21 protein-coding genes are annotated in these 23107 nt (G+C 64.6%); 9 read left to right on the top strand and 12 right to left on the bottom strand.

Features of this window, described 5'->3' with window-relative positions; genetic code table 11:
- Positions 1-112: 112 nt before the first annotated feature.
- Both AC0IYS_RS05250 and AC0IYS_RS05245 read right to left on the bottom strand, forming a co-directional pair.
- Complete coding sequence (locus AC0IYS_RS05250; protein WP_471704181.1) at positions 113-1030, bottom strand: DUF2145 domain-containing protein; 918 nt, start codon at positions 1028-1030, stop codon at positions 113-115.
- Positions 1031-1036: 6 nt separating this feature from the next.
- Positions 1037-1492 carry a hypothetical protein gene (locus AC0IYS_RS05245; RefSeq protein WP_471704180.1) on the bottom strand — a complete coding sequence of 152 codons (456 nt, stop codon included), beginning with the start codon at positions 1490-1492 and terminating at the stop codon, positions 1037-1039.
- A gap of 271 nt (positions 1493-1763) precedes the next feature.
- Here AC0IYS_RS05245 and metH point away from each other — a divergent pair, with 271 nt between their 5' ends.
- The gene (metH, locus tag AC0IYS_RS05240; protein WP_471708800.1) at positions 1764-5537 is read left to right on the top strand and encodes a methionine synthase; all 3774 of its coding nucleotides are present in this window, start codon (positions 1764-1766) and stop codon (positions 5535-5537) included.
- 63 nt (positions 5538-5600) lie between these two features.
- Here metH and AC0IYS_RS05235 read toward each other — a convergent pair whose 3' ends face one another.
- Positions 5601-5987, bottom strand: coding sequence for a MerR family transcriptional regulator (locus tag AC0IYS_RS05235; RefSeq protein WP_471704179.1), 387 nt, complete (start codon positions 5985-5987; stop codon positions 5601-5603).
- A gap of 87 nt (positions 5988-6074) precedes the next feature.
- Here AC0IYS_RS05235 and AC0IYS_RS05230 point away from each other — a divergent pair, with 87 nt between their 5' ends.
- On the top strand, positions 6075-6989 hold the full coding sequence (locus AC0IYS_RS05230) for an alpha/beta fold hydrolase (RefSeq protein ID WP_471704178.1): 915 nt from the start codon (positions 6075-6077) through the stop codon (positions 6987-6989).
- Positions 6990-7090: 101 nt separating this feature from the next.
- Here the strand turns inward: AC0IYS_RS05230 and AC0IYS_RS05225 are convergent, their stop codons facing one another.
- From AC0IYS_RS05225 to rsmB, 8 genes are all read right to left on the bottom strand, one after another.
- Positions 7091-8371 carry an EAL and HDOD domain-containing protein gene (locus AC0IYS_RS05225; RefSeq protein WP_471704177.1) on the bottom strand — a complete coding sequence of 427 codons (1281 nt, stop codon included), beginning with the start codon at positions 8369-8371 and terminating at the stop codon, positions 7091-7093.
- Between the two features lie 88 nt (positions 8372-8459).
- Complete coding sequence (locus tag AC0IYS_RS05220) at positions 8460-9233, bottom strand: class II glutamine amidotransferase (RefSeq protein ID WP_471704176.1); 774 nt, start codon at positions 9231-9233, stop codon at positions 8460-8462.
- A 135-nt stretch (positions 9234-9368) separates the two neighbouring features.
- Complete coding sequence (locus tag AC0IYS_RS05215) at positions 9369-9626, bottom strand: BTH_I0359 family protein (RefSeq protein WP_090316980.1); 258 nt, start codon at positions 9624-9626, stop codon at positions 9369-9371.
- A 113-nt stretch (positions 9627-9739) separates the two neighbouring features.
- A complete protein-coding gene (locus tag AC0IYS_RS05210) occupies positions 9740-10189 on the bottom strand; it encodes a GTPase (protein ID WP_471704175.1) in 450 nt (149 codons plus the stop codon).
- 4 nt (positions 10190-10193) lie between these two features.
- Entirely contained in the window at positions 10194-10907 is a 714-nt protein-coding gene (locus tag AC0IYS_RS05205; protein ID WP_471704174.1) for a response regulator, read from the bottom strand.
- 62 nt (positions 10908-10969) lie between these two features.
- Positions 10970-13270 carry a sensor histidine kinase gene (locus AC0IYS_RS05200; RefSeq protein WP_471704173.1) on the bottom strand — a complete coding sequence of 767 codons (2301 nt, stop codon included), beginning with the start codon at positions 13268-13270 and terminating at the stop codon, positions 10970-10972.
- Positions 13271-13927, bottom strand: a complete 657-nt coding sequence (locus AC0IYS_RS05195; protein ID WP_471704172.1) for a DUF4390 domain-containing protein — start codon at positions 13925-13927, stop codon at positions 13271-13273.
- The gene (rsmB, locus tag AC0IYS_RS05190; RefSeq protein WP_471704171.1) at positions 13920-15338 is read right to left on the bottom strand and encodes a 16S rRNA (cytosine(967)-C(5))-methyltransferase RsmB; all 1419 of its coding nucleotides are present in this window, start codon (positions 15336-15338) and stop codon (positions 13920-13922) included. The genes AC0IYS_RS05195 and rsmB overlap by 8 nt, the downstream gene beginning before the upstream one ends.
- Positions 15339-15594: 256 nt before the next feature.
- On the opposite strand from rsmB, the gene argS reads away from it, so the two are divergent.
- From argS to AC0IYS_RS05155, 7 genes are read left to right on the top strand one after another with little or no spacing between them, the layout of a single operon-like run.
- Complete coding sequence (argS, locus tag AC0IYS_RS05185) at positions 15595-17304, top strand: arginine--tRNA ligase (RefSeq protein ID WP_471704170.1); 1710 nt, start codon at positions 15595-15597, stop codon at positions 17302-17304.
- Positions 17305-17325: 21 nt separating this feature from the next.
- Positions 17326-18051, top strand: coding sequence for an SPOR domain-containing protein (locus tag AC0IYS_RS05180; RefSeq protein WP_471704169.1), 726 nt, complete (start codon positions 17326-17328; stop codon positions 18049-18051).
- A 22-nt stretch (positions 18052-18073) separates the two neighbouring features.
- A complete protein-coding gene (locus AC0IYS_RS05175) occupies positions 18074-18757 on the top strand; it encodes a thiol:disulfide interchange protein DsbA/DsbL (RefSeq protein WP_471704168.1) in 684 nt (227 codons plus the stop codon).
- 55 nt (positions 18758-18812) lie between these two features.
- The gene (locus tag AC0IYS_RS05170) at positions 18813-19592 is read left to right on the top strand and encodes an SDR family oxidoreductase (protein ID WP_471704167.1); all 780 of its coding nucleotides are present in this window, start codon (positions 18813-18815) and stop codon (positions 19590-19592) included.
- Complete coding sequence (locus AC0IYS_RS05165) at positions 19589-20413, top strand: biotin--[acetyl-CoA-carboxylase] ligase (RefSeq protein ID WP_471704166.1); 825 nt, start codon at positions 19589-19591, stop codon at positions 20411-20413. The genes AC0IYS_RS05170 and AC0IYS_RS05165 overlap by 4 nt, the downstream gene beginning before the upstream one ends.
- The gene (locus tag AC0IYS_RS05160) at positions 20410-21198 is read left to right on the top strand and encodes a type III pantothenate kinase (protein ID WP_471704165.1); all 789 of its coding nucleotides are present in this window, start codon (positions 20410-20412) and stop codon (positions 21196-21198) included. Before AC0IYS_RS05165 ends, AC0IYS_RS05160 begins: the two co-directional genes overlap by 4 nt.
- Positions 21199-21224: 26 nt before the next feature.
- Positions 21225-21923 carry an SPOR domain-containing protein gene (locus AC0IYS_RS05155; protein ID WP_471704164.1) on the top strand — a complete coding sequence of 233 codons (699 nt, stop codon included), beginning with the start codon at positions 21225-21227 and terminating at the stop codon, positions 21921-21923.
- Between the two features lie 8 nt (positions 21924-21931).
- On the opposite strand, the gene AC0IYS_RS05150 is transcribed toward AC0IYS_RS05155, so the two are convergent.
- The gene (locus AC0IYS_RS05150; protein ID WP_471704163.1) at positions 21932-23098 is read right to left on the bottom strand and encodes a septal ring lytic transglycosylase RlpA family protein; all 1167 of its coding nucleotides are present in this window, start codon (positions 23096-23098) and stop codon (positions 21932-21934) included.
- Positions 23099-23107: the final 9 nt, after the last annotated feature.

The following is a 23107-nucleotide window of genomic DNA, read 5'->3' as shown; positions in this document are numbered from 1 at the left end:
CACGTAGGGCGGATTAGGCGGAACGCCGTAATCCGCCATTGCGTGCGTCAACGAGGCGCATGCAATGGCGGATTACGCTTCGCTAATCCGCCCTACGTGATGTAGACGATGTTCAATCCAGCCGCACCACGCGATCGCCCTCTTCCGGCTTGCAGCCATCGGCAATCGGCGTCCAGCCGCGCCGGACGACGATCTGCCGGTCATCATGGCAAAGCTCCACGCGCTCGCTGGCCGGAAAGCGCGCCCGCACAAAAGTCTCGATCGTCGACGGAAGACTGACCCGCAGCTTCATCTCCGCCACATCCTGCTGCGGATGATCGCTTAAATGCACCATCGGCACGAAGTACGACGCCAGCATCAGCAACCGTGAATCGACATCGACCGGCTGCGGCGCATATCCCTGCCCGCGCAGCCAATCCTGCGCCCTCTCGCGCAAATCGCCGCCGTCGGGCAAATCGCCCCAACCTGCGGCCAGCATCTCCATCACCCACTGATTACAGTTCTGATAGCGCGTGCTGTATGCGTAAGCATTGGCGCTGTATTGCGCGGCCAGCATGCTTTGCACGCGCGGGCGGTCCAGCAGGGCCGGACGCAAGGCCAGCACCGATTCCGGCGGCAGCCGCACGATGCTCAGGTAGCCCACTTTGGGATCGTCGGTACCCATGGCGAAACCGGCCAGGCCCTGATCGAAAATACGCGGACGGCTTTCGTCGCAGGCGTAATACAACTGGCGCGCCGACCACACGCCCTCCTCCGAGCGCCACGCCAGCGCGGCGTGCGAATAACGGATGCCGAAGCGCGACAGGTCCAGGCCCGAGCGGCTGACCAATGCCACGCTGTCGCCACCGCCAGCCAGTTCCTCGCGCAGCACGCCGGCAAAGCGCAGCAGGCGATCCTGCTCGGCCGCCGTCAGCGGCTGCGCGCGGTCGCAGAAGCGTGATGAATTGGAAGCGCCGGCATGCGCCATGCCCGATGCGCCCAACACGCAGCACGCCAGCAGCAGCGGCGCCAGCGCGCGCACGATCTTCACAACGATTTAAAGCGTGACCGGACGCGAAGCCAGTTCGCTATACCACTCGTCGGCCAGAACAAGATAGAACGGCTGGCGCGTGTCGCCGCGACCGAACTCGATGCCGTAGACGCGGTTCTGCGCATACATCTTGTCGCCGGCGGCGAGTTGCTGCTGCTCGAAGGTCGTCTGCGGCATGTCCAGCACGATGCGATCGTCCGGATTGTCGGCCTGCAGGGTCAGGCGGGTGCGGTCCGCGCGGTCCGGGGTTTGCGCGATCTGGATGATGCGGTAGTCGCCATCGGCCACCTTGCGGTCGCTCTTGGAGCTGTCGCTCGAACCGGAGAGGGAATCGGAAACGCTGCCGCTCGATGCGGAACCGGCGCTAGAGGCCGAGGACGCGAAACTTTCGGCGTTGGCGCCCAGCGCCAGGCTCAACGCGCCAGCAGCGGCGATGCAACGAAATGCGACGGAGATGGACATCAGGAATTCCTTTATTTTGCGAACGGGAAGTATAAATGCTTCCTTGTGCCCGCAGACACAAAAGTTCAGCGGCACGTTCAAAAGAAAACCGACGTGTACAGTATTTAAGGATCAATAACCCTTGTCAACCGAATTTCTGTTGCTGAGATGCAGCGGTAGCCTGAAGCTTATTCTGGGATGCCGTATAATTTTAGACCGGCGACCGCTCTCGTCCGCCGCGCCCTCCGCTCAAAGAAAGTACTAAATGAATAACACTGTGTCCCATACCGTCATGTCCAAGACCGATGCCCAGCTGCGCGAAATCCTGGCGCGCCGCATCATGATCCTCGATGGCGCGATGGGCACGATCATCCAACAGTACAAACTGGACGAAACGGCCTACCGTGGCGGCCCTGCCGGACGCTTCATCGACTTCGCCGCGCCCGCCGACAGCGGCGCGCGCGAGCTGTTCGTCAAGGGTAACAACGAGCTGCTGACCTTGACGCAGCCGCACGTGATCCAGGAGATCCACGAGCGCTATCTGGCCGCCGGCGCGGACCTGATCGAAACCAACACCTTCGGCGCCACCACGATCGCGCAGGACGACTATCACATGGCCCATCTGGCCTACGAGATGAACCTGCAGGCCGCGAAACTGGCGCGCGCCGCGTGCGACAAGTACAGCAGCGCCGACAAGCCGCGCTTTGTCGCCGGCGCGCTCGGACCGACGCCGAAAACCGCGTCGATCTCGCCGGACGTCAACGACCCGGCCGCACGCAACATCACCTTCGACCAGCTGGTCGACGCCTACCACCAGCAAACCACCGCGCTGATCGAAGGCGGCGTCGATGTGCTGCTGGTCGAAACCATCTTCGATACCCTGAACTGCAAGGCCGCGCTGTTCGCGATCGACAAATTCTATGCCGAGAATCCTGGTGTGCCGCGCCTGCCGCTGATGATCTCCGGCACCGTCACCGACGCGTCGGGCCGCATCCTGTCCGGCCAGACCGTGCCGGCCTTCTGGAACTCGGTGCGCCACGCCAAGCCGCTGACGATCGGCCTCAATTGCGCGCTGGGCGCGGCGCTGATGCGCCCCTACGCGCAGGAGCTCTCGCAAATCGCCGACACCTTCGTCTGCATCTACCCGAACGCCGGCCTGCCCAACCCGATGAGCGACACCGGCTTCGACGAACTGCCGGCCGACACCTCGGCGCTCCTGCGCGAGTTCGCCGACGCCGGCTTCGTCAACATCGCCGGCGGCTGCTGCGGCACCACGCCGGACCACATCAAGGCCATCGGCGAGATGCTCGCCACCACCACGCCGCGCGCGGTGCCGGATGTGCCGGTGGCGCAGCGACTGTCGGGCCTCGAACCGTTCACCATCGACGAGAGCTCGCTGTTCGTCAACGTTGGCGAGCGCACCAACGTCACCGGCTCGAAGGCGTTCGCGCGCATGATCCTGAACGAGCAGTACGACGAGGCGCTGTCGGTGGCGCGCCAGCAGGTGGAAAACGGCGCCCAGGTCATCGACATCAACATGGACGAGGCGATGCTCGATTCGCAAGCGGCGATGACGCGCTTCCTGAACCTGATCGCGTCGGAACCCGACATCTCGCGCGTGCCGATCATGATCGACTCGTCGAAATGGTCGGTGATCGAAGCGGGCCTCAAATGCGTGCAGGGCAAATCGATCGTCAATTCGATCTCGATGAAGGAAGGCGAGGAGGAATTCATCCGCCAGGCGCGCCTGTGCCTGAGCTACGGCGCCGCCGTCATCGTCATGGCCTTCGACGAAAAAGGCCAGGCCGACACCTTCGAGCGCAAGACCGAAATCTGCGAGCGCGCCTACAAGCTGCTGGTCAACACCGTCGGCTTCCCGCCGGAAGACATCATCTTCGACCCGAACATTTTCGCCATCGCCACCGGCATCGAAGAGCACAACAACTACGCGGTGGACTTCATCAACGCCACGCGCTGGATCAAGGACAACCTGCCGCACGCGAAGATCTCAGGCGGCGTCTCCAACGTCTCGTTCTCCTTCCGCGGCAACGACCCGGCGCGCGAGGCGATCCACACCGTGTTCCTGTACCACGCCATCAAGGCTGGCATGACGATGGGTATCGTCAACGCCGGCATGGTCGGCGTCTACGACGACCTGCCGGCCGAACTGCGCGAACGCGTAGAGGATGTGGTGCTGAACCGCCGCGACGACGCCACCGAGCGCATGATCGACATCGCCGGCACCTTGAAGGCCGGCGCCGGCAAGCAGGACGCGCAGAATCTGGAATGGCGCAACGCCCCGGTCGAAAAGCGCCTGGCGCACGCGCTCGTGCACGGCATCACCCAATTCATCACCGACGACACCGAGGAAATGCGCCAGCAGGTCTTGGCCGCCAACGGCCGTCCGATCCACGTGATCGAAGGCCCGCTGATGGACGGCATGAACATCGTCGGCGACCTGTTCGGACAAGGCAAGATGTTCCTGCCGCAGGTGGTCAAATCGGCGCGCGTGATGAAGCAGGCCGTGGCCCACCTGATTCCGTACATCGAAGAGGAAAAGCTGGCCGAGGAAAAGCGCACCGGCATCGTCGCCAAACCGAAGGGCAAGATCGTCATCGCCACCGTCAAGGGCGACGTCCACGACATCGGCAAGAACATCGTCTCGGTGGTCCTGCAATGCAATAACTTCGAAGTGGTGAACATGGGCGTGATGGTGCCCTGCTCCGAGATCCTGGCGCGCGCCAAGCTGGAAAACGCCGACATCATCGGCCTGTCCGGCCTGATCACGCCGTCGCTCGAGGAGATGGCCTACGTGGCGAAAGAGATGCAGCGCGACGAGCATTTCCGCATGCTCAAAATCCCGCTGCTGATCGGCGGCGCGACCACCAGCCGCGCCCACACCGCCGTCAAGATCGCCCACAACTACGAAGGCCCGGTGGTGTACGTGCCGGACGCCTCGCGGTCGGTGTCGGTGGCGCAATCGCTGCTGACGCCGGAGAGCCGCCAGCAGTACATCGACGACATCGCGTCGGACTACGTGCGCATCCGCGAGCAGCACGCCAACAAAAAGGCGCTGCCGATGCTGTCGCTGAAGGACGCGCGCGCCAACAAGATGAAGCTGTCCTTCGACGGCGCCGCCGCGCCGGCCAAACCGAAGTTCATCGGCCGCCGCGAATTCAAGAACGTCGATCTGGCCACCATCGCGCGCTACATCGACTGGGGCCCATTCTTCCAGACCTGGGACCTGGCCGGCCCGTACCCGGCCATCCTGACCGATGAAGTGGTGGGCGAAGCGGCCACCAAGGTGTTCGAGGAAGGCCAGGCGCTGCTCAAGAAAGTCATCGACGGCCGCTGGCTGACCGCCAACGGCGTCATCTCGCTGCTGCCGGCGAACACGGTCAACGACGACGACATCGAAATCTACACCGACGACACACGCGGCACCGTCGACTTCACGTACTACGGCCTGCGCCAGCAAGGCGTCAAGCCGGTGGTCGACGGCGTGCAGCGGCCGAACCAATGCCTGTCCGACTTCATCGCGCCCAAAGAGTCGGGCGTGAAGGATTACATCGGCATGTTCGCCGTCACCGCCGGCCTGGGAATCGAGAAGTACGAAAAGCGCTTCGAGGACGCGCACGACGACTACTCGTCGATCATGCTCAAATCGCTGGCCGACCGCCTGGCCGAAGCCTTCGCCGAATACCTGCACGAGCGTGTACGCAAAGACCTGTGGGGCTACGCCGCCGCCGAGTCGCTGACCAACGACGACATGATCGCCGAGAAGTACGCCGGCATCCGTCCCGCGCCGGGCTACCCGGCCTGTCCGGAGCACACCGTCAAGCGCGACATGTTCAAGACGATGCAGGCCGCAGAAATCGGCATGGAGCTGACCGAATCGTTCGCCATGTATCCTGGCGCGGCCGTCTCCGGCTTCTACTTCGCGCATCCGGAATCGAAGTACTTCGTGGTCGGCAAAATCGGCGAAGACCAGCTGGCCGACATGGCCGCGCGCCGCAAGGTCGACAAGGCCGAACTGGAACGCTGGCTCGCCCCCAACCTGTCTTAAAAGCAACTCCGGGGTCAGGTCCACCATTTCTACACGGGCTGGACATTGACCTCGCGCCGCGCCCTAATCGAGCGGCGGTATGGTGCCCTCGGATAAGGTTTTAAGCAAGCGCGCCCGGCGCCTCTCCAGCTCCGCGATCTGTTCCTCAATCGACGCCAGCCGCTTGCGCTGCGCGTCGGTGGTCTCGCTGCACGCGGCCGCGCCCTCGATCATCAACATACAATCGGGAAACGAACGGATCTCCGCCAAGCTGAATCCGCTCGCGATCATGCGCTGGATCTGTTTCACCTGGGTCACGGCCGCCGGCGAAAACACCCGGTAGCCGTTACTCGCCCGCATTGATTTCAATAACCCGTGTTCGTCGTAGTGGCGAATCGAGCGCACGCTGGCGCCGGTGGCGCTGGCCAGTTTGCCGATGCTGAGCGGCTCGGAATGATTTGCTTTGGTCATGCGAAAAGCATAGCACTTTTCGCTTGACCCTGACACCGGTGTGAGGCTTGACACTACGCGCTCCCGATCAACTTTTGGAGCCGCATCATGTCACCGTCAACCCTCTTCCCATCAATGCTGTTACTGCTGCGCGCCATGCTGCTCGCCTGCACGCTGGCCGCCGCCTCGGCCGCCATGGCCGAAACAAAAAGCTATACCATCACAGCCCCGGACGGCGTCACCTTGGCGGTGCGGGAATCGGGCGATCCGCAAGGCACCCCGGTCATCTTCATCCACGGCCTGCTCGGCAGCACTCTCAACTGGGAAGCGCAAGTCGCCGATCCACGGCTCCAGCGCTACCGTCTGATCAGCTACGACATGCGCGGACACGGCCTGTCCGGCAAGCCGGCCGTAGCCGAAGCGTACAGCGACGGGCGACGCTGGGCCGACGATCTGCGAGCCGTCATCGCATCGTCGCGGGCGGACAGGCCGGTGCTGGTCGGCTGGTCCCTGGGCGGCGCGGTCATCACGAATTATCTGGCGGCGTACGGGGATGGCGCGATCGCCGGCGCGGTCTACGTCGACGGCGTAATCGAACTGAAACAGGAGCAAATCGTCGCCCATCCCGAGGTCTACCGCGACCTGAACGCGCCGGACTTGAAAACGCACCTGGACGCGGTGCGCGCGTTCCTGCGCCTGTGCTTCCATACCCAGCCCGCCGCATCCGACTTCGAGCGCCTGCTGGCCAACGCCGCCGTCGCGTCCTGGGACATGCAGCGCGCGGTCCAGTCGATGAAGGTCGACCTCGCCGGCGGCATGGGCAAGGCCAAGGTGCCGGTGCTGCTGATCTACGGCGCGCAAGATGCGCTGGTCAAGGCGAGGCCGTCGATCGCCAGGGCCGCCGAGGTGAATCCGCGCATCCGCAGCGTGCTGTACGACGCCTCAGGCCATGCGCCGTTCATCGAGGAGACGGACCGCTTCAACCGCGATCTGTCCAGCTTCATCGACGGCTTGAAACGCTGAGCGGCACTTCTGGGCCGTCACGTTCAACCTGCTGGCTGCGCCAATCCGCCCTTGTGATTCCGAGGTGATTGAGTATCCTTCGAGCGTGACCGCCGCACTTCTTACAGCGCGTACCGCACCACGTTATCGCTCCACTCGAACGCGGCCAGCTCCAGCTCCACCAGCTCGTCGGTGGACATCGCCAGATTGCGCAGCGCGGGCACGATATGCTCGTCCATCTCCTCGATGCGCTCGATGCATTCGGCCAGCTTGAGCAGGTCGCCATAGAAACCGTCGCGCGTCAGCAGCGCTTGCGAAACGTCGTCGTTGACCGGTATCTGCGCCAGGATCTCCTCCATCGGCATGCCGAACAAGGTATCCATCAACGACATAATGCCGACCGTGAAGGCGATGTCGGCGACATGCCGCTGGCTCGGCCGCAGCTTGCCGGCCAACAGTTCCAGCAGGCGGCCGCGCGTGGTCGCCAGCATCAGCAACGGCGTCATACTGTGGCCGCGCTTGCTCGGTTCGGCATACAGCATGATCTGCAGCCAGCGCTGTAGCTGGCGCCGGCCCAGCAAGGTCACCGCCTGGCTGAGCGAATCGATGCGCTGGCGGGCGCCCACCGCCGGCGTGTTCACCAGCCGCAGCAGATTAAGCGCCAGCGAAACATCGCGCTTGATCGCGCGCTCGATATCGATATTGTCGGCGTCCGACGTCACCAGGGTCATCAACTCCATCACCGCCAGCTGCGACGGCGACAGCTTCTTGCCGCTCATGATGACCGGCCGCGAGAAGTAATAGCCCTGGAAATAATCGAACTCCAGGTCCAGCGCGTTCTTGAATTCTTCGCGGGTTTCGACCTTCTCGGCCACCAGTTTCTTTTTCTGCTGGCGGAAGCGCGGCGCCAGTTTCATCAAGCTGGACAACGGCGTGCTGCGCATGTCCATTTTGACGTACTCGATCCATGGCAGCAGCGCGCCGACGGTCTCGTTCTCACCGCTGACATCGGCCAGCGCGAAGCGGAAGCCCTGGCGGGCCAGCTCTTCCACGCGCGCCAGCAATGGCGCCGTGACCGGCTCGGTGGCACACACTTCCAGCACCATTTTTTCACGCGGCAAGAAGGAAAAAATGTCGGTCATGATGACGTCGGCGTCGACATTGACGAAACCGAGCGCGTCGCCGACGGTCTTTTCCATGCCCAGCTGCGAGGCGTGGGCGATCACCGCCGCCGTCGCCGACAGCTCGGTGGTGATATGGGCCGGACCAACCGGGGCATTTCGGAAAAGCAATTCATAACCGAACAGGTTCTGGTTGCGGTCGAGGATGGGCTGGCGTCCCAGGTAGAATTCGCGCACGCGCAGATTGCGCGGGCCTGCGTCGTGTTGGGAGAGATCGATCATTGCTTCTGCCATTCTTGTCAGGGAGCGAATATTTCGCTGTACTAAGATTTTGACAGCAATAAACCCGACTGTGTTGACATTTCAATGTTCAATCAAGCTCTTGTGGTACGCCGTCGATAAAGAGCTTCAGTTCGCCGCTGGCGAACGCTGTCCATTGTTCATTGGTCGTTAGCGGCTGGGTAACGATGATCGCCACCCGGTCGTTGGGCGTGGTCACCTGGGAGAAATCGACGCTGACATCCTCGTCGGACAGCTTGGCGGTGTCGAATGGATGCTTGCGCACCAGATAAAACAGGTTGGTCGAGCAGTGGGCGAACAGCTCGCCGCCGGACGAGAGCAGCATGTTGAAGGTGCCGTGGGTGGCGATTTCGTCGACCAGCGCGCCCAACGCCGCGCGCAATTCCGCCAGCGCCGGACGCTGTTCGCCGAATCGGGCGCGCAACTGCTGCAAAATATAGCAAAACGCGCGCTCGCTGTCGGTGTTGCCGACCGGGCGGAAGGCGCCGTTCAGCAGCGGATGGAATTCCTTGAGGTCGCCGTTGTGGGCAAAGACCCAATATTGCCCCCACAGCTCGCGCACGAACGGATGGCAGTTCTCCAGCGCGACCTGGCCCTGGGTGGCCTTGCGGATATGCGCGATGACGTTGGTGGATTTGATCGGATAACGCTTGATCAGCTCGGCGATCGGCGAGGCGATGGCCGCCTGGTGGTCGACGAAGTGACGCACGCCGGCGCCTTCGAAGAAGGCGATGCCCCAGCCGTCATGGTGGGTATCGGTATGGCCGCCGCGCATGGCGAAGCCGGTAAAACTGAACACGATGTCGGTCGGGACATTGCAATTCATGCCGAGTAGCTGACACATTGTTTCTTTTCTCTTCAATTAGTTTGCGGCTGACATCACGACGGACAATATAACAGCCCAAAACGTCGACAGGGCGGATTACCCTAAGGTAATCCGCCCTGTCGATTCAATCCAGCGGTTAAACGGCTCTGGTCGTCAGTGCAGCAGCACCGGATGACTCATGAGTTCGTCATAACTGCCCAAAAATTCATCAATTTCGGCCATGGTCGGCTCGCCGGCGATCAGTTCATTGACGTCGCGGCGGAAATTCTGCGCCAGGATGCCGTTGATAAAAATCTCCCGCTTGCCGCCTTTGTCGACGATTTCATAGCCGCCAAAGCGCAATGCATCCAGACTCCGATCGGCGCCGAATTCGACAACGCTGTACTGCTCGCTGTTATAGATGAGGTTCATTTTGCTTCCTTTCTCCAGGGGCGAAACACTGCTCGGTTTCACTTCACTACCCACATGGGGCTTAAAGTGGACGATTCAAGTCTAAAGAACAGGACCCGATCTGCAGGCAGGGCTTAGGCCGCGATGTCGGATTGCAAGTCTAGCAAGTCGCCGTACGGAGGCTCGGACAGCCATGCACGCAGCAGTTCGAGGTGTTCAGCAGTGGCCAGACTGATGTAGAGCCGCGCCGGTGGATGACGCAGCACACGGTTCAATGTTACCCGCAAAACGAGATTCCCGCTGCAATGGAGACAGCCCGGGGCAATTCGCAACACTTTTGGAACAGGAGCAACACCGGCGGAACCGTCGGCGGGGTTGAAGGCGAGTGCCGAACCGCCGTCCGACAAGCCTTCCAGAATGATAACAGTTGGCAATTCCATGCCGCCGCCGAGACCATCGTCCAGGCCAACACGCGCGGCGATGGCCGCCTCGCGCGCGCCGGCGCGGGCGCCGGTCACCAGCCACGTCGGCACCGGCGCCCGGACGGCCTTGGCTGCGCCGCCGGCTACCTCGACACCGCTCACGGCGTCAGAGGTTTTTTTTGGCCAGCTTGCCCGGCTCAACGCCCAGTTGCTTGAGCTTGCGATACAGGTGGGTTCGCTCGAGGCCGGTCTTCTCGGCCACGCGCGTCATGCTGCCGCCTTCGCGGCCCAGATGGTGCTCGAAGTACATGCGCTCGAAGGCGTCGCGCGCCTCGCGCAGCGGCAGGTCGAACGACAGGTTGAACATGTGGTTGTCGGCGCCGGCGATGGTGGCGCCGCCCCGCACCGCGATCGCGGCCGCGGGGTTGGGCTGGTTGAAGCCGGCGCTGGGCGCCTCTTCCTGCTGGACCGCCGCCGCCGGACGTGGCGCGGCCACCGGCGCGCGCACCGTTTCCTGCGCCCGCGTCAGCCCCTGCTGAACCGCCTTGAGCAGCTTTTGCAGCGCGATCGGTTTCTCGAGGAAATTGAGCGCGCCGATGCGCGTGGCCTCGACTGCCGTATCGATAGTCGCATGGCCGGACATCATGATCACGGGCATGGTCAGCAAGCCGTCGCGCTGCCATTCCTTGAGCAAGGTGACGCCGTCGGTATCCGGCATCCAGATATCGAGCAGCACCAGATCCGGCGCGCCGCCGGCGCGCGCTTCGCGTGCCTGCTGGGCGTTCTCGGCCAGCTGTATTGCGTGTCCCTCGTCGCTCAAGATTTCCGAGAGCAACTCGCGGATACCCATCTCATCGTCCACTACCAGAATGTTTGCCATCTTCCCTTGCCTTCCTCATTTTCGCCATCGATGCGGCAAATGATTTTGTATTGAACTTAACTTTAAGTATTGTGCGTCGTCGGCGCTAACTTTAACAGCAAAATCAGTATAGACGCGCCACTTCCATCGACATGATTCTGGATATCAATCCTGCCCCCATGCTCATCGATAATTTTCTTTACCATCGCCAACCCCAAGCCGGTGCCGCGCGCCTTCGACGTCACGTACGGCTCGAACGCCCGCGCCAGGATCTTGGGCGCGAACCCGGGGCCGTTGTCGACGATTGCCAATCGCACCGCCACGCGCGTGCCGCCGTCCGCACCCTGATAATGGATGGCTTCGCTGACGACGTCAATGCGCGGCTGCACGTCCGGCCGCCCGGCCGCCTGCTCGGCCATCGCATCCTGGGCGTTTTGCAGCAGGTTGTGGATCACCTGGCGCAGCTGCGTGGCGTCGCCCATCACCAGCGGCAGGCCGGCGGCCAGCTGCGGATGGATGATGTCGTCGCCCTCGCCGCTGACGTACAGGTGCAGGATCTCCTCGACCAACGCGTTCAGGTCGAGCGGTTCGAGCACCGCCGGCGGCGTGCGCGCGTAGTCGCGGAAATCGTCGACCATGCGCTTCATCGCCGCCACCTGGTTGACGATGGTCGCGGTTCCCTTGTTGAGCAGCAGCACGTCGTCCGGCGCAAGCTTACCCTCAAGTTTCATTTGCAGGCGTTCGGCTGACAACTGGATCGGCGTCAGCGGATTCTTGATCTCGTGGGCCAGGCGGCGCGCCACTTCGCCCCAGGCGATCGAGCGCTGCGCCGAGATGACGTCGGAGATATCGTCGAACACCACGAGGTAGCCGCTGCCGCCCTCGATCGGCAGGCGCGAGCCGCGCGTCAGCAGGGTCAAATCGTTGTCGTCCAGGCTGGCGGAGCGGCGCGGCACCTCGATCTGGCGCTGCCAGTGCATGCGCTGCAGGTTGCGGCCCGCGGCCGACTGCGCGCTTTGCGCGGCGAACGCGGCGACGATGGCGGCGCCGAATTCCTGCATGCCCTCGACCTCGTTGAGCTTGCGCCCGATCATCGTCACGCCGGCCTGCTGCAGGATGCGCTCGACCGAATCGTTGAAGCTAATCAGATGGAACTCGTGGTCCAGCACCATCACGCCGGCCGACATATTGGCCAGCACCGATTCCAGGTGGGCCTTGGCGTTTTGCAGGGCGGCGCGGTTGCGCTCGACGGCGCTGCGGGCATCCGACAGCTGGCGCGTCATCGTGTTGAACGACTGCGTCAACGTGCCGAGCTCGTCGGAGGTGGCGACGATCGGGCGCGGCGACAGGTCGCCCTCGGCCACCGCGCGCGTGCCCTCGGCCAGCAGCAGCAGCGGCTGCGCCAGGTCGCTGGCGATCAGGAAGGCGCTGGCGATGGCGCCGAACACGGCCAGCAGCAACGTCAGCGTCAAGGTGACGATGTACATTTTGCGCAGGCCGACGCGGGCGACGAAACGTTCCTTGTAATTGGAATAGGCGCTGCGGATGGTCTCGCCGTCGGCCGCCAGTTGCGCCGGCGCCAGCTGGATCAGCTGCAGGTAGCGCGGGGCCAGCTGGGTGCCGTTGGGCCGCACGCGGTCGGGAATGGCCATCACCACCCGCAATCGCAGCTGGCTGAGGCTGTCCTGGGCGTTGACGGGCGCGTCGACCAGGTCGCTGCGCAGCTCGTTGCCGCCCTCGGGCGCGCCGTACGATTCGTCGCTCTTGGCCTTGGCCATCATTTCGCGGGTCGGCAGGTCGGCGCTCAGGTTGCCGCTGCGGCTGGCGCGGGCGCTGACCACCAGCCCGCCCTCGGCGTCGACGATGATGGCGTTCTGCATGCCGGGCTGCTCCTTGACCAGCTGGGCCAGGATCAGGCGCTCGGTGCCGTCGCCCTCGCCGGCCAGGCGCTGCGTGGTGCGGGCGGCGGTGGCGGTCAGCTCGTTGAGCGAGCGGTCCAGGCCTTCGCGGCTCAGGTTGATGCCCGATTCGAGCGCCTCCTCGACCGGCACGTTGAACCACGATTCGATCGAATGGGAGACGAACTGCACCGACACCAGGAAGATCACCAGCCCCGGCAGCACGCCGACGGCGGCGAACAGCAAGACTAACCGCGTCATCAGCTTGGAGCCGAATTTGCCGCTCTTGTAGCGCGCATACAGGCGGAACAGCGACACCGCCACCAGCAGCAGCAACGCCACGGCCACCGCCGCGTTCAGGCCCAGCAGCCAGGCGTAGTAGCGGTCGAAAAAGCCGGAATTGTCGGAGGCCGAGGCGAGCAGGAACAGCAGGATGCTGACGACGGCGCCGCCGATGACGGCAAAGTACCGGAGCGCTGTGCTCACCTACTCGGCCCTGTAGAGGAAGGTTTTCTTATCGGACGCCAGGCGCCATTCATTATTATTGAGGGCGTTGATCTGGATCGGCTTGGGCAGGTAGTTCGGGTCCAGCCCCATGCTCAGCTTGACGCTGTAGGTCTCGCCGACCTTGAGCGCGCCGCGCGGCGCGACGATCCAGCGGTTGGGGCGGCGGATCAGGAACAGCGCGTCGTCGAGCGACGAGAAACTTTGCCGCACGCTGCCGATGACGGCCACGTGGTACTGGCGCGTGAGCACGTTGTACGACAGGCTGATGGTCTGGCGCGCAACAATGGCCTTCTCGTCGAACCAGTACCAGCGCGGACGGGTGAATTCGATGCTGGTGGTGAAATACAGCACCACGCCGTATTGCAGGGTGTCTTCCAGCCCGTGGCTGAGGTCGAAACCGTAATTGGCCGACAGGCGGTAGCCCTCGTCGGTGGCCTCGACATACGCCCGCTTGATCTCGACGCCGTCGGCAGCGCTGGCCGCCTGCGGCAGCGCGCAGGCCAGTATCAGCAGCAAGGGCCCGATCAGCAGGCGAAAAAATCGTTGTATCACGTGTGGGCCGGTGCTCAATAGGTGCGTAATACGCGGGCGTGCGACAGGGAATGCTCTAAATAAACAGGCAAAACGCTTACGCATTTTTCTGGAAAAGCGCGTAGAACAAACCGTCGTGGTCCTGTCCGTCGCCGCCGGCCGGCAGCAATTGACCGGGCGCGTCGAGCCGCACCGCATTGTTGCGCACGGCGAAGGCGGCCGCCTGCGCTTCCGATTCCTGCGGCCACAGGGAACACGTTACGAACAGCAATTTACCATCCGGGGCGAGCATCTGCCAAAGGTTGTCGAGGATTTTGGCCGAAAGTGTTGCAAGTTGGAGCGTGTCGCCCTTGCGGCGCAGCCAGCGGATATCCGGGTGGCGGCGCACGATGCCGGAGGCGGTGCACGGCACGTCGGCCAGGATGCGGTCGAACGGTTTGCCGTTCCACCAGGTCGACGTTTGCGCCTCGGCGGCCTGCAATGCGGCTTCCAGCTGCAATCGCTGCAGATTTTCCTCGACCCGCGCCAGGCGCTTGGGGTCGGCGTCGAGCGCCGTCACATGGACATCCGCGTCGGCGCCGGCCAGCTCCAGGATGTGGCAGGTCTTGCCGCCGGGGGCGGCGCAGGCGTCGAGCACGCGCATGCCGTTTTGCACGTCCAGCAGCGGCGCGGCCAGCTGGGCGGCGGCGTCCTGCACCGACACCAAACCGTCGGCGAAGCCCGGAATCAGGCTCACGCCGACCGGTTTGGCCAGGCGCACGGCGTACGGGCCGATTTGCGTGGCGTCCATGCCGGCTTGCGCCAGGGCCGCCAGATACTGTTCCACCGAGGTTTTGCGGACGTTGACGCGCAACGTCAGCGGCGGCGCGGTGTTGCCGCTCGCCAGCACGGCCTGCCAGTCCTGCGGCCAGGCCGCGCGCACCGCGTCGATCCACCATTGCGGGTAGTTCCACTTGGCCAGCGGCTGCAGCAGCGCCGTCTCCAGCAGCGCCTTGCGCTCGCGCAGGAAGCGGCGCAGCACGGCGTTGACCATGTTTTTGGCGCGCGCGGTGTCCGGGTGGGCGTCGGCCGCCGTCACGGTCTGGTCGACAACCGTGAATTCCTCGTACGGCTTGACGGCGTCCGGCGCCGTCATCAGGGCCAGCGCGCAGGCCAGCAGCGCGCCGACCAGCGGGTCCGGCGCCTTGGGCGCCATCAGCGCGACCAGGGTCTCGCTCTGGCCCAGCTGGCGCATGCAGCGGTAGGCGATGTCCTGCATCGCGCCGCGCGCCTGCGGGGTGGCATCGTTTTTCGCCCACACCTGGGCCAGCGCCTGCGGCAGATTGGTGCCGGTGCGGACCTGTGCCACCGCGTGGGCGGCGCCGATCAGGCTGAAAGCGAGCGAATCAGGCTTCAATCCGGTCTGGAAGCTGGTTTGCAGCGCCGGTTTCAGGTCACGCGCATGGCTGGCGCGCAGCTTGGGCGCTGCCGCCTTGGCGGGTGACTTCAGTGAGAGCGTCGGACGCTGCTTGTTCATATGCTAATTCCAGAGAGCGGCCGGCAGCCGTGATCGCGCAGTATACAGTAGTGCCACAGCAGCGCATATGACAAGTCGCTGACAAGAATGTAAAACTCGGTTAGCCGAAGGTCGCCTGCACTGCGGCGGGGCGCTCGGCTCCCCTCCCCCGCTCCCGGCAAACCAGTATAATGGGCACTGTTTGGCCGGTGCCAGAGCGCCGGCCGTTTTCGCTTTCAGATGATTTTTTTAGCGCGGCCCGGCCGCCATTTCGCTCATGCTCGCCCAACAAAAACAAGATATCACCGCCCTGTTCCAGGCCGCCCTCGCACCGATCCTGGCCGGTTCCGACGTCACAGCCAACGTTGTGCTGGAGCGCCCGCGCGACCCGTCGCACGGTGACGTGGCCTGTAACATCGCCATGCAACTGGCCAAGCAGCTCAAAATGAACCCGCGCGAACTGGCCACCAAGGTGGTCGAGGCGCTGCTGGCCAACCCCGCCGGCAAGGGCCTGGTGGAGTCGGCCGACATCGCCGGCCCGGGCTTCATCAACCTGCGCGTGAGCGCCGCCGCCAAGCAGGCCGTGGTCAAGGCCGTGCTGGCGCAGGGCGCCGCCTACGGCAGCAGCACCGCCGGCGACGGCAAGAGCGTGATCATCGAATTCGTCTCGGCCAACCCGACCGGTCCCCTGCACGTGGGCCACGGCCGCCAGGCCGCGCTGGGCGACGCGCTGTCGTCGCTGTTCGGCTCCCAGGGCTATGCGGTCACCCGCGAGTTCTATTACAACGACGCCGGCGTGCAGATCCAGACGCTGGCCAATTCGGTCCAGGCGCGCCTGCGCGGCTTCAAGCCGGGCGACGCCCAATGGCCCGAATCGGCCTACAACGGCGACTACATCGCCGACATCGCCGAGGACTTCAAGGCCAAAAAGACCGTGTCGGCCTCCGACGGCGCCCCGGCCACCGCCTCCGGCGACATCGACGACATCGACTCGATCCGCGCCTTCGCAGTGACCTACCTGCGCAACGAGCAGGATATCGACCTGCAGGCCTTTGGCGTAAAGTTCGATAACTACTACCTCGAATCGTCGCTGTACGCCGACGGCAAGGTCGACGCGGCCGTCGACATGCTCAATAAATCCGGCAAGACGTACGAAGAGGAAGGCGCGCTGTGGCTGCGCACCGAGGACTACGGCGACGACAAGAACCGCGTAATGCGCAAGAAGGACGGCACCTACACCTACTTCGTGCCGGACGTGGCCTACCACATCGTCAAGTTCCAGCGCGGTTTCGGCCAGGCGATCAACGTCCAGGGTTCCGACCACCACGGCACCATCGCCCGCGTGCGCGCCGGCCTGCAGGCGGTCAACGTCGGCATCCCGCAAGGCTTCCCGGACTATGTGCTGCACAAGATGGTCACCGTGATGAAGGGCGGCGAGGAGGTCAAGATCTCCAAGCGCGCCGGTTCCTACGTCACCGTGCGCGACCTGATCGAATGGTCCGGCGGCGGCGACATCACCAAGGGCCGCGATGCGGTGCGCTTCTTCCTGATCTCGCGCAAGGCCGACACGGAATTCGTCTTCGACGTCGACGTGGCGCTGAAAACCTCGGATGAAAATCCGGTGTATTACGTGCAGTACGCGCACGCGCGCATCTGCCGCATGCTCGAACAGTTCACCGGCGACGTCGCCGCGCTGGCCGATGTCGACCTGTCGCCGCTGACCGCGCCGACCGAGGCGACCCTGCTGGCCACGCTGGCCGCCTACCCGGAGACGCTGGCGCGCGCCCAGGCCGAACTGGGCCCGCACCAGATCGCGTTCTACCTGCGCGACCTGGCCGCCAACCTGCACAGCTTCTATTTCGCCGAGCGCGTGCTGGTCGACGACGAGGCGCTCAAGGCGGCCCGCATCGCGCTGATGGTCGCCACCCGCCAGGTGCTGCAAAACGGCCTGGCGCTGATCGGCGTCTCGGCTCCCAACAAAATGTAATTGCGAAGGATATCCCGCACAATGAATTTCCGTACCCGTCTCACTCCGCGTTCGCGCCAACAGGGCAACACCTTCATCGGCATCGTCATCGGCCTGGTCATCGGCCTGACCGTGGCCGTCGTCGTCGCGCTGGTGATCAACAAGGGGGCCTCCCCGTTCACCGACAAGGGGCGCAGCAACAAGAGTACGGAAACGACCGCGGGCCAGGCGGCCGATCCGAACAAGCCTATGTACGGCAGCAAGGAGGCGGCGCGCGCGGCGGCCAAGGACTTGGGCAGGGATACGCCACCGGCGGCACCCGCCGCCCCGGCACCGGCGCCGGCACCGAAGGCGCCGGCGGCCGATCCGCTGCAGGCGGTGGTCGACCGCATCCAGGGCGCGGCGGCCGACAAGCCGAAAGCCACGCCGTCGGCGTCGAACGTGACGCCAACGCCGGTCGCCAAGACACCGGCCAACACGGCCGCGCCAGCGGCTGGCGCCACCGCCACGCCGGCCACCGGCGGCGACGAAAAGTACATCTATTACCTGCAGGCCGGCGCCTTCCGCGAGGTGGCCGACGCCGAAAGCGCCCGCGCCAAGCTGGCACTGCTCGGCTTCGAGGCCAACCTGTCGGACCGCACCACCGACACCGGCGTGCTGCACCGGGTTCGCATCGGCCCGTTCAACCAGGTCGAGGCGATGAACAAAGTCCGCAGCAAGTTGTCTGAAAACGGCGTCGACGTCGCAGTCGTGCGCAATCAAAAATAACGAAACCCAGCCAGGAGTAATGATGCGAATTCTGAAATACGTTTTGAGCACGCTGATGCTGAGCGCCGTTGCCTTGTCACCGATGTCGGCCTCCGCATCCCCGGCCGAGCCGAAGAACGGCGTCGAATACAAAACCCTGCCGACGCCGCAACCCGTCGACACCGGCAAGAAGGTGGAAGTGATCGAGTTCTTCGACTACGCCTGCCCGCACTGCCACGCGCTGGACCCGTCGCTGAGCGCCTGGGTCAGGAAGCAAGGCGATAACATCGTTTTCAAGCGCACGCACATTTCGCGCACCGGCACCGAGCTGCCGCAGCAAAAAATGTTCTACACGCTGGAGGCCATGGGGCTGATGAACGAAGCGATCAACACCAAGATCTTCAACGAGATGCACGTCAACCGCAACCGCATGAACCGCGACGAGCTGGTATTCGACTTCATCGTCAAGCAGGGCATCGACCGCCAGAAGTTCATCGACACCTATCGCGGTTTCGGCGTGCAGGGCCGCATCCGCAAGGCCACCGCGATGATGGACACCTACGGCGTCGACTCGTGGCCGATGTTCGCCATCGACGGCAAGTACGTGACGTCGCCATCGATGTCCGATGAAGGCTCCAAGAGCGCCACCAGCGAAGCGCAGCTGCACACCCAGGGCCTGCAGGTGATGGATATCCTGGTCGCGAAAGCGAAAGCGGAAAAGAAGTAAGCATGTCCTCCAAAGACGCGTTGACAACGGCTTCGGCGCCACCTGGCGCCCGCGCATGAGCGGTCAGCGCGTCTTCATCACCGGCGCCTCCAGCGGCATCGGCGCCGCGCTCGCGGCGCAATACGCGTCGCAAGGCGCGGTCCTCGGGCTGCTGGGCCGGCGCGGCGACGCCCTCGCCAGCCTGATCGCCTCCTTCCCCAACGGCGAAAAACACCGCGCCTACGTCGTCGATGTGCGCGACCACGCCGCCATCGCGGCCGCCGCGCGCGACTTCCTGGCCCACGCAGGCGGCATCGACGTGGTGATCGCCAACGCCGGCATCTCGGCCGGCACCTTGACCGAGTTCGCCGAGGACATCGCGGTGTTCGACAACATCATCGCCACCAACGTGGTCGCCACCGCCGCCACCTTCGCGCCGTTCATCGCGGCGATGCGGACGCAGCGCACGCCGGCGCGGCTGGTCGGCATCGGCAGCGTCGCCGGCATACGCGGCCTGCCGGGCGCCGAGGCGTACAGCGCCTCCAAGGCGGCCGTGATCAGCTATTGCGAATCGCTGCGGCTGGAGATGAAACCCTACGGCATCAAGGTCGTCACCTTGTGCCCCGGCTACATCGATACGCCGATGACGAAGGTGAACCCGTATCCGATGCCGTTCCTGATGGCGCCCGAAAAATTCGCCGCCAAGGCCGCGCGCACCATCGCCGCCGGCGCCAGCTATGCCGTCATCCCGTGGCAAATGGGCGTGGTCGCCAAGGTGCTGCGCCTGCTGCCGAATGCCGTCTACGATTTCGCCTTCGCCAAGGCGCCGCACAAACCGCGCAAGGCCGCACCATGATCTCTCCCACCTTAACGCCGGACGCCATTGCAGCCCGCTGCGCCACCAGCGCCACCCATGTGGCGATCGAAGTCGTCGCCGAAACCGGCTCCACCAACGCCGATCTGCTGGCCCGCCTCGACACCTTGGACGGCCCGCTGCTGCGCATCGCCGAAAACCAGACCGCCGGCCGTGGCCGCGCCGGGCGCAGCTGGCTGTCCACGCCGGGCGCCGCGCTGATGTTCTCGCTGGCCTGGCGCTTCAAGGGGCCGCTGCACCGCATGACCGGCCTGCCGATGGCGGTCGGCGTGGCGCTGGCCGAAACCATCGCCTCGCTGGGCGTGCCGGTGCAGATCAAGTGGCCGAACGACCTGCTGCGCGACGGTAAAAAACTGGCCGGCATCCTGGTCGAAACGCAGACTTCGCGCAGGGACGGCGACGGCGCCGTCTGGGCCGTCATCGGCGTCGGCATCAACCTGCTGATGCCCGACGAACTGGAAGAACAGATCGGCCGCGCGGTGGCCGCGGCGCCGTGGCTGGCGAAAATGGAGCGCAGCGAATTGATGGCCGCTTTACTGAGCCGCCTGGCCGCGGTACTGGCCGAATTCGACGACACCGGCTTCGCCCCTTTCGCCGAGCGCTGGAACCTGCTGCACGCGTGGCAGGGACAGGACGTGGTCATCCTCGACCACGGGCAGGTGCTGCAGCAGGGCCGCGCGGCCGGTGTCGACGCCATCGGCCGGCTGATGCTCGACACGGAGCACGGCAGGGTCGAGGTGCTGTCCGGCGATGTCTCGCTCCGGCTGTCGTCCACCATTCCCTCATCCATCGGATTACCATGATTTTACTGATCGACGCCGGCAACACCCGCGTCAAATGGGCGCTGGCCGAAATCGGTGACGCGCCCGGCGCGTGGCTGGCGCATGGCGCCGTGGTCCACGCCGACCTGACGCAGCTTGAACTGATCTGGGGCGAAGCCGTCGCCCAGCGACCGGTCGAGCGTATCCTCATCGCCAACGTGGCCGGCAACGCGCTGCGCGTCCACCTTGAGTACGTGCTGCAGCGGACCTTCCCCGCCATGCAGTTGGGGAACTTGATAGACTGGTTCGAATCGCGGCCCTCGCTGGCGGGGCTGACCAACGGCTACCGCAATCCCGCGCAGTTGGGCTGCGACCGTTTTGCCGCCGCCATCGCCGGCCACACCCTGGCGCCGGGACATGCCATCATCGTCGCCAACTGCGGCACCGCCACCACCATCGACGCCATCACCGCCGACGGCGTGTTCCTGGGCGGGATGATCCTGCCCGGACTGGGCCTGATGGCCAGTTCGCTGGCGCGCAACACGGCGCAGTTGCCGCAAATTGCGCAAGACGGTAAGCTGCCTGACGGATTCGCCGACAATACCGACGACGCCATCTTGAGCGGCTGCCTGGCCGCGCAGAGCGGCGCCATCGAGCACGCGTTCGCGCGGCACCAGGCGGCGGAATGCATCATCTCCGGCGGCGCGGCGCCCTACGTCGCGCCGATGCTCAAGGTGCCGCACCGTATCGTCGAGAATATCGTGTTGATAGGCCTGCACGCCGCCGCAGCAGCCGGTGCCGCTGCCGCTGCCGCGCGGGCCCACTGAATCGAATTGGCCCACCGAGGAAGCCCGTGCTGAAGTTTATATTCTGGTCGCTGTTAGCCGTCAACGCCGCACTGTTCGCGTATGGACAGGGCTATCTCGGTCATTTCAGCGGCAACGAGCGCGAACCGGCGCGCCTTGTGAATCAGCTCAACGCCAAGGAGTTGACCATTATTTCGGCGGAGCGGGCCGGCCATGCGCCGGCGGTCGCCTCGGCAGCCGATGACGCCAGCGCGCCCGCCGGCGGCAAGGCCGCGCCGCAGCCGCTGGCGTGCGTGGAGATCGGCAGCTTCATCCTGGCCGACGCGCGCCGCTTCGAAGCCCGTCTGGCCCCATTGAACCTGGGCGACCGCCAGTCGCGCCGCAACCTGCCGGGCACCGAGATATCGAGTTATATCGTGAACATTCCGCCGATGGGCAGCAAGGAAGCCGCCGACAAAAAAGCTGCGGAGTTGCGTGGTCTGGGCGTGAGCAACTTCTTCGTCATGCCCGACAATTCACCGATGCGCTGGGCGATCTCGCTGGGGGTGTTCAAGAGCGAAACGGCGGCGCAGAACCAGCTCGCGACGCTGGTCAAGCAAGGCGTGCGCACCGCGCGCGTCACTCCGCGCATGAGCGGGAGCAAACTGCTGGCGTTCCAGTTCCGCGACGTCGACGCCGAACTGCAAGCCAATCTCGAAAAAATTCGCGCCGATTTCCCGAACACGCAAACCCACAGCTGCAAATAAGTGTAGCTTCAGCGCTGAACCACGATCGGCTTAAGACTGAGCGACGCCGGCAATCCCTGCGCCGCCTGCAAAGCCTCCTGGCGGCTGGCGAACGGCCCGCCGAACAAGCGGTGCACAGGTCCGCTCTGCACCACTTCCAGCATCGAAAAACCACTGCCCGCCAGCTTGCCGCGCACGGCTTCCGCGTTTTCGGCCCGCGTGTAGGCGCCAAGCTGCAAATAGAACCCGCTAGTGGCCGCCGGCACGCTATCGGCCAACATCAGCGCCTCGATCTCCGGCTTCGCGCCGGACGCCGCGGCCGGCGCGGCCGCCAAAGCAACCACCGGCGCCGTGATCGCGGCATTCGCAGCCCCACCTCCGCCCGATACCGCCTTCGGCGTCAACACCAACGGCTGCGGCGCCATCGACGGCTGCTTGCCGCCCTCCCCCGCATACGACGACAACCGCGCCCCGGACTGCGACGCCGCCTGCAAGCGCGGCGCCTTCGTAACCGACACGCCCTCCTTCGTCGCCAGCATGCGGTCGATCTCCTCTGGCAGAATGCGCTCGATCTTCAGTTCATGACTGCCCTTGCCCAGCAATCCCAATTTCAGCGCCGCCGTGTACGACACGTCGATGGCCCGCTTGGCATGGAACGGTCCCCGGTCGTTGATACGCACGATCACCGTCGCCCCGCTGACCATATTCGACACCCGCGCATACGAGGGAATCGGCAGCGTGGGATGCGCCGCCGTCATCTTGTACATGTCGTAAAGCTCGCCCGACGACGTGCGCTGTCCATGGAATTTCTTGCCGTACCAGGTGCCCATTCCGACCTGCGTGAATGGCTCGTTGTCCGTGATCGGCGTGTAGGTCTTGCCGAAGACGACGTAGGGACGATTGGAGCGCGGCAGCAGTGGATCGTTGCGGACATCGGCATCCGGCACGTCGGCCAGATTGTCCGGCGGCGCATCGCCAGGGCCGTCGTCCTGATAGTAACCACCGCGCCCCGAGTTAGCCGGGGGCAGCGTCGGCAGGCCGGTGGCCGGCCTGGTGGTGGACGGCGACTTGATCACAGGTCCCGACGCACGTGGCGTCCTGGAGATCGTCTCGTCCGATGTTGGCACGGTGCCGCAGCCGGCCAGCACTAGCAGGGCCAGTGCCGCGCAGGCGTTCCGAAGTTGGCGTCGGTTCATACACATGGC

This window comes from Duganella sp. AC237 (assembly GCF_979254035.1).
Note: the sequence above shows the minus strand (reverse complement) of the source record. Positions and strands in the feature narration are given on the sequence as shown.

Excerpts from the sequence above, each read along its gene's own strand:
- AC0IYS_RS05245 (WP_471704180.1), bottom strand. The coding sequence starts at position 1,492 with ATGTCCATCTCCGTCGCATTTCGTTGCATCGCCGCTGCTGGCGCGTTG.
- metH (WP_471708800.1), top strand. The coding sequence starts at position 1,764 with ATGTCCAAGACCGATGCCCAGCTGCGCGAAATCCTGGCGCGCCGCATC.
- AC0IYS_RS05235 (WP_471704179.1), bottom strand. The coding sequence starts at position 5,987 with ATGACCAAAGCAAATCATTCCGAGCCGCTCAGCATCGGCAAACTGGCC.
- AC0IYS_RS05230 (WP_471704178.1), top strand. The coding sequence starts at position 6,075 with ATGTCACCGTCAACCCTCTTCCCATCAATGCTGTTACTGCTGCGCGCC.
- AC0IYS_RS05225 (WP_471704177.1), bottom strand. The coding sequence starts at position 8,371 with ATGATCGATCTCTCCCAACACGACGCAGGCCCGCGCAATCTGCGCGTG.
- AC0IYS_RS05220 (WP_471704176.1), bottom strand. The coding sequence starts at position 9,233 with ATGTGTCAGCTACTCGGCATGAATTGCAATGTCCCGACCGACATCGTG.
- AC0IYS_RS05215 (WP_090316980.1), bottom strand. The coding sequence starts at position 9,626 with ATGAACCTCATCTATAACAGCGAGCAGTACAGCGTTGTCGAATTCGGC.
- AC0IYS_RS05205 (WP_471704174.1), bottom strand. The coding sequence starts at position 10,907 with ATGGCAAACATTCTGGTAGTGGACGATGAGATGGGTATCCGCGAGTTG.
- AC0IYS_RS05195 (WP_471704172.1), bottom strand. The coding sequence starts at position 13,927 with ATGCGTAAGCGTTTTGCCTGTTTATTTAGAGCATTCCCTGTCGCACGC.
- rsmB (WP_471704171.1), bottom strand. The coding sequence starts at position 15,338 with ATGAACAAGCAGCGTCCGACGCTCTCACTGAAGTCACCCGCCAAGGCG.
- argS (WP_471704170.1), top strand. The coding sequence starts at position 15,595 with ATGCTCGCCCAACAAAAACAAGATATCACCGCCCTGTTCCAGGCCGCC.
- AC0IYS_RS05180 (WP_471704169.1), top strand. The coding sequence starts at position 17,326 with ATGAATTTCCGTACCCGTCTCACTCCGCGTTCGCGCCAACAGGGCAAC.
- AC0IYS_RS05175 (WP_471704168.1), top strand. The coding sequence starts at position 18,074 with ATGCGAATTCTGAAATACGTTTTGAGCACGCTGATGCTGAGCGCCGTT.
- AC0IYS_RS05170 (WP_471704167.1), top strand. The coding sequence starts at position 18,813 with ATGAGCGGTCAGCGCGTCTTCATCACCGGCGCCTCCAGCGGCATCGGC.
- AC0IYS_RS05165 (WP_471704166.1), top strand. The coding sequence starts at position 19,589 with ATGATCTCTCCCACCTTAACGCCGGACGCCATTGCAGCCCGCTGCGCC.
- AC0IYS_RS05160 (WP_471704165.1), top strand. The coding sequence starts at position 20,410 with ATGATTTTACTGATCGACGCCGGCAACACCCGCGTCAAATGGGCGCTG.
- AC0IYS_RS05150 (WP_471704163.1), bottom strand. The coding sequence starts at position 23,098 with ATGAACCGACGCCAACTTCGGAACGCCTGCGCGGCACTGGCCCTGCTA.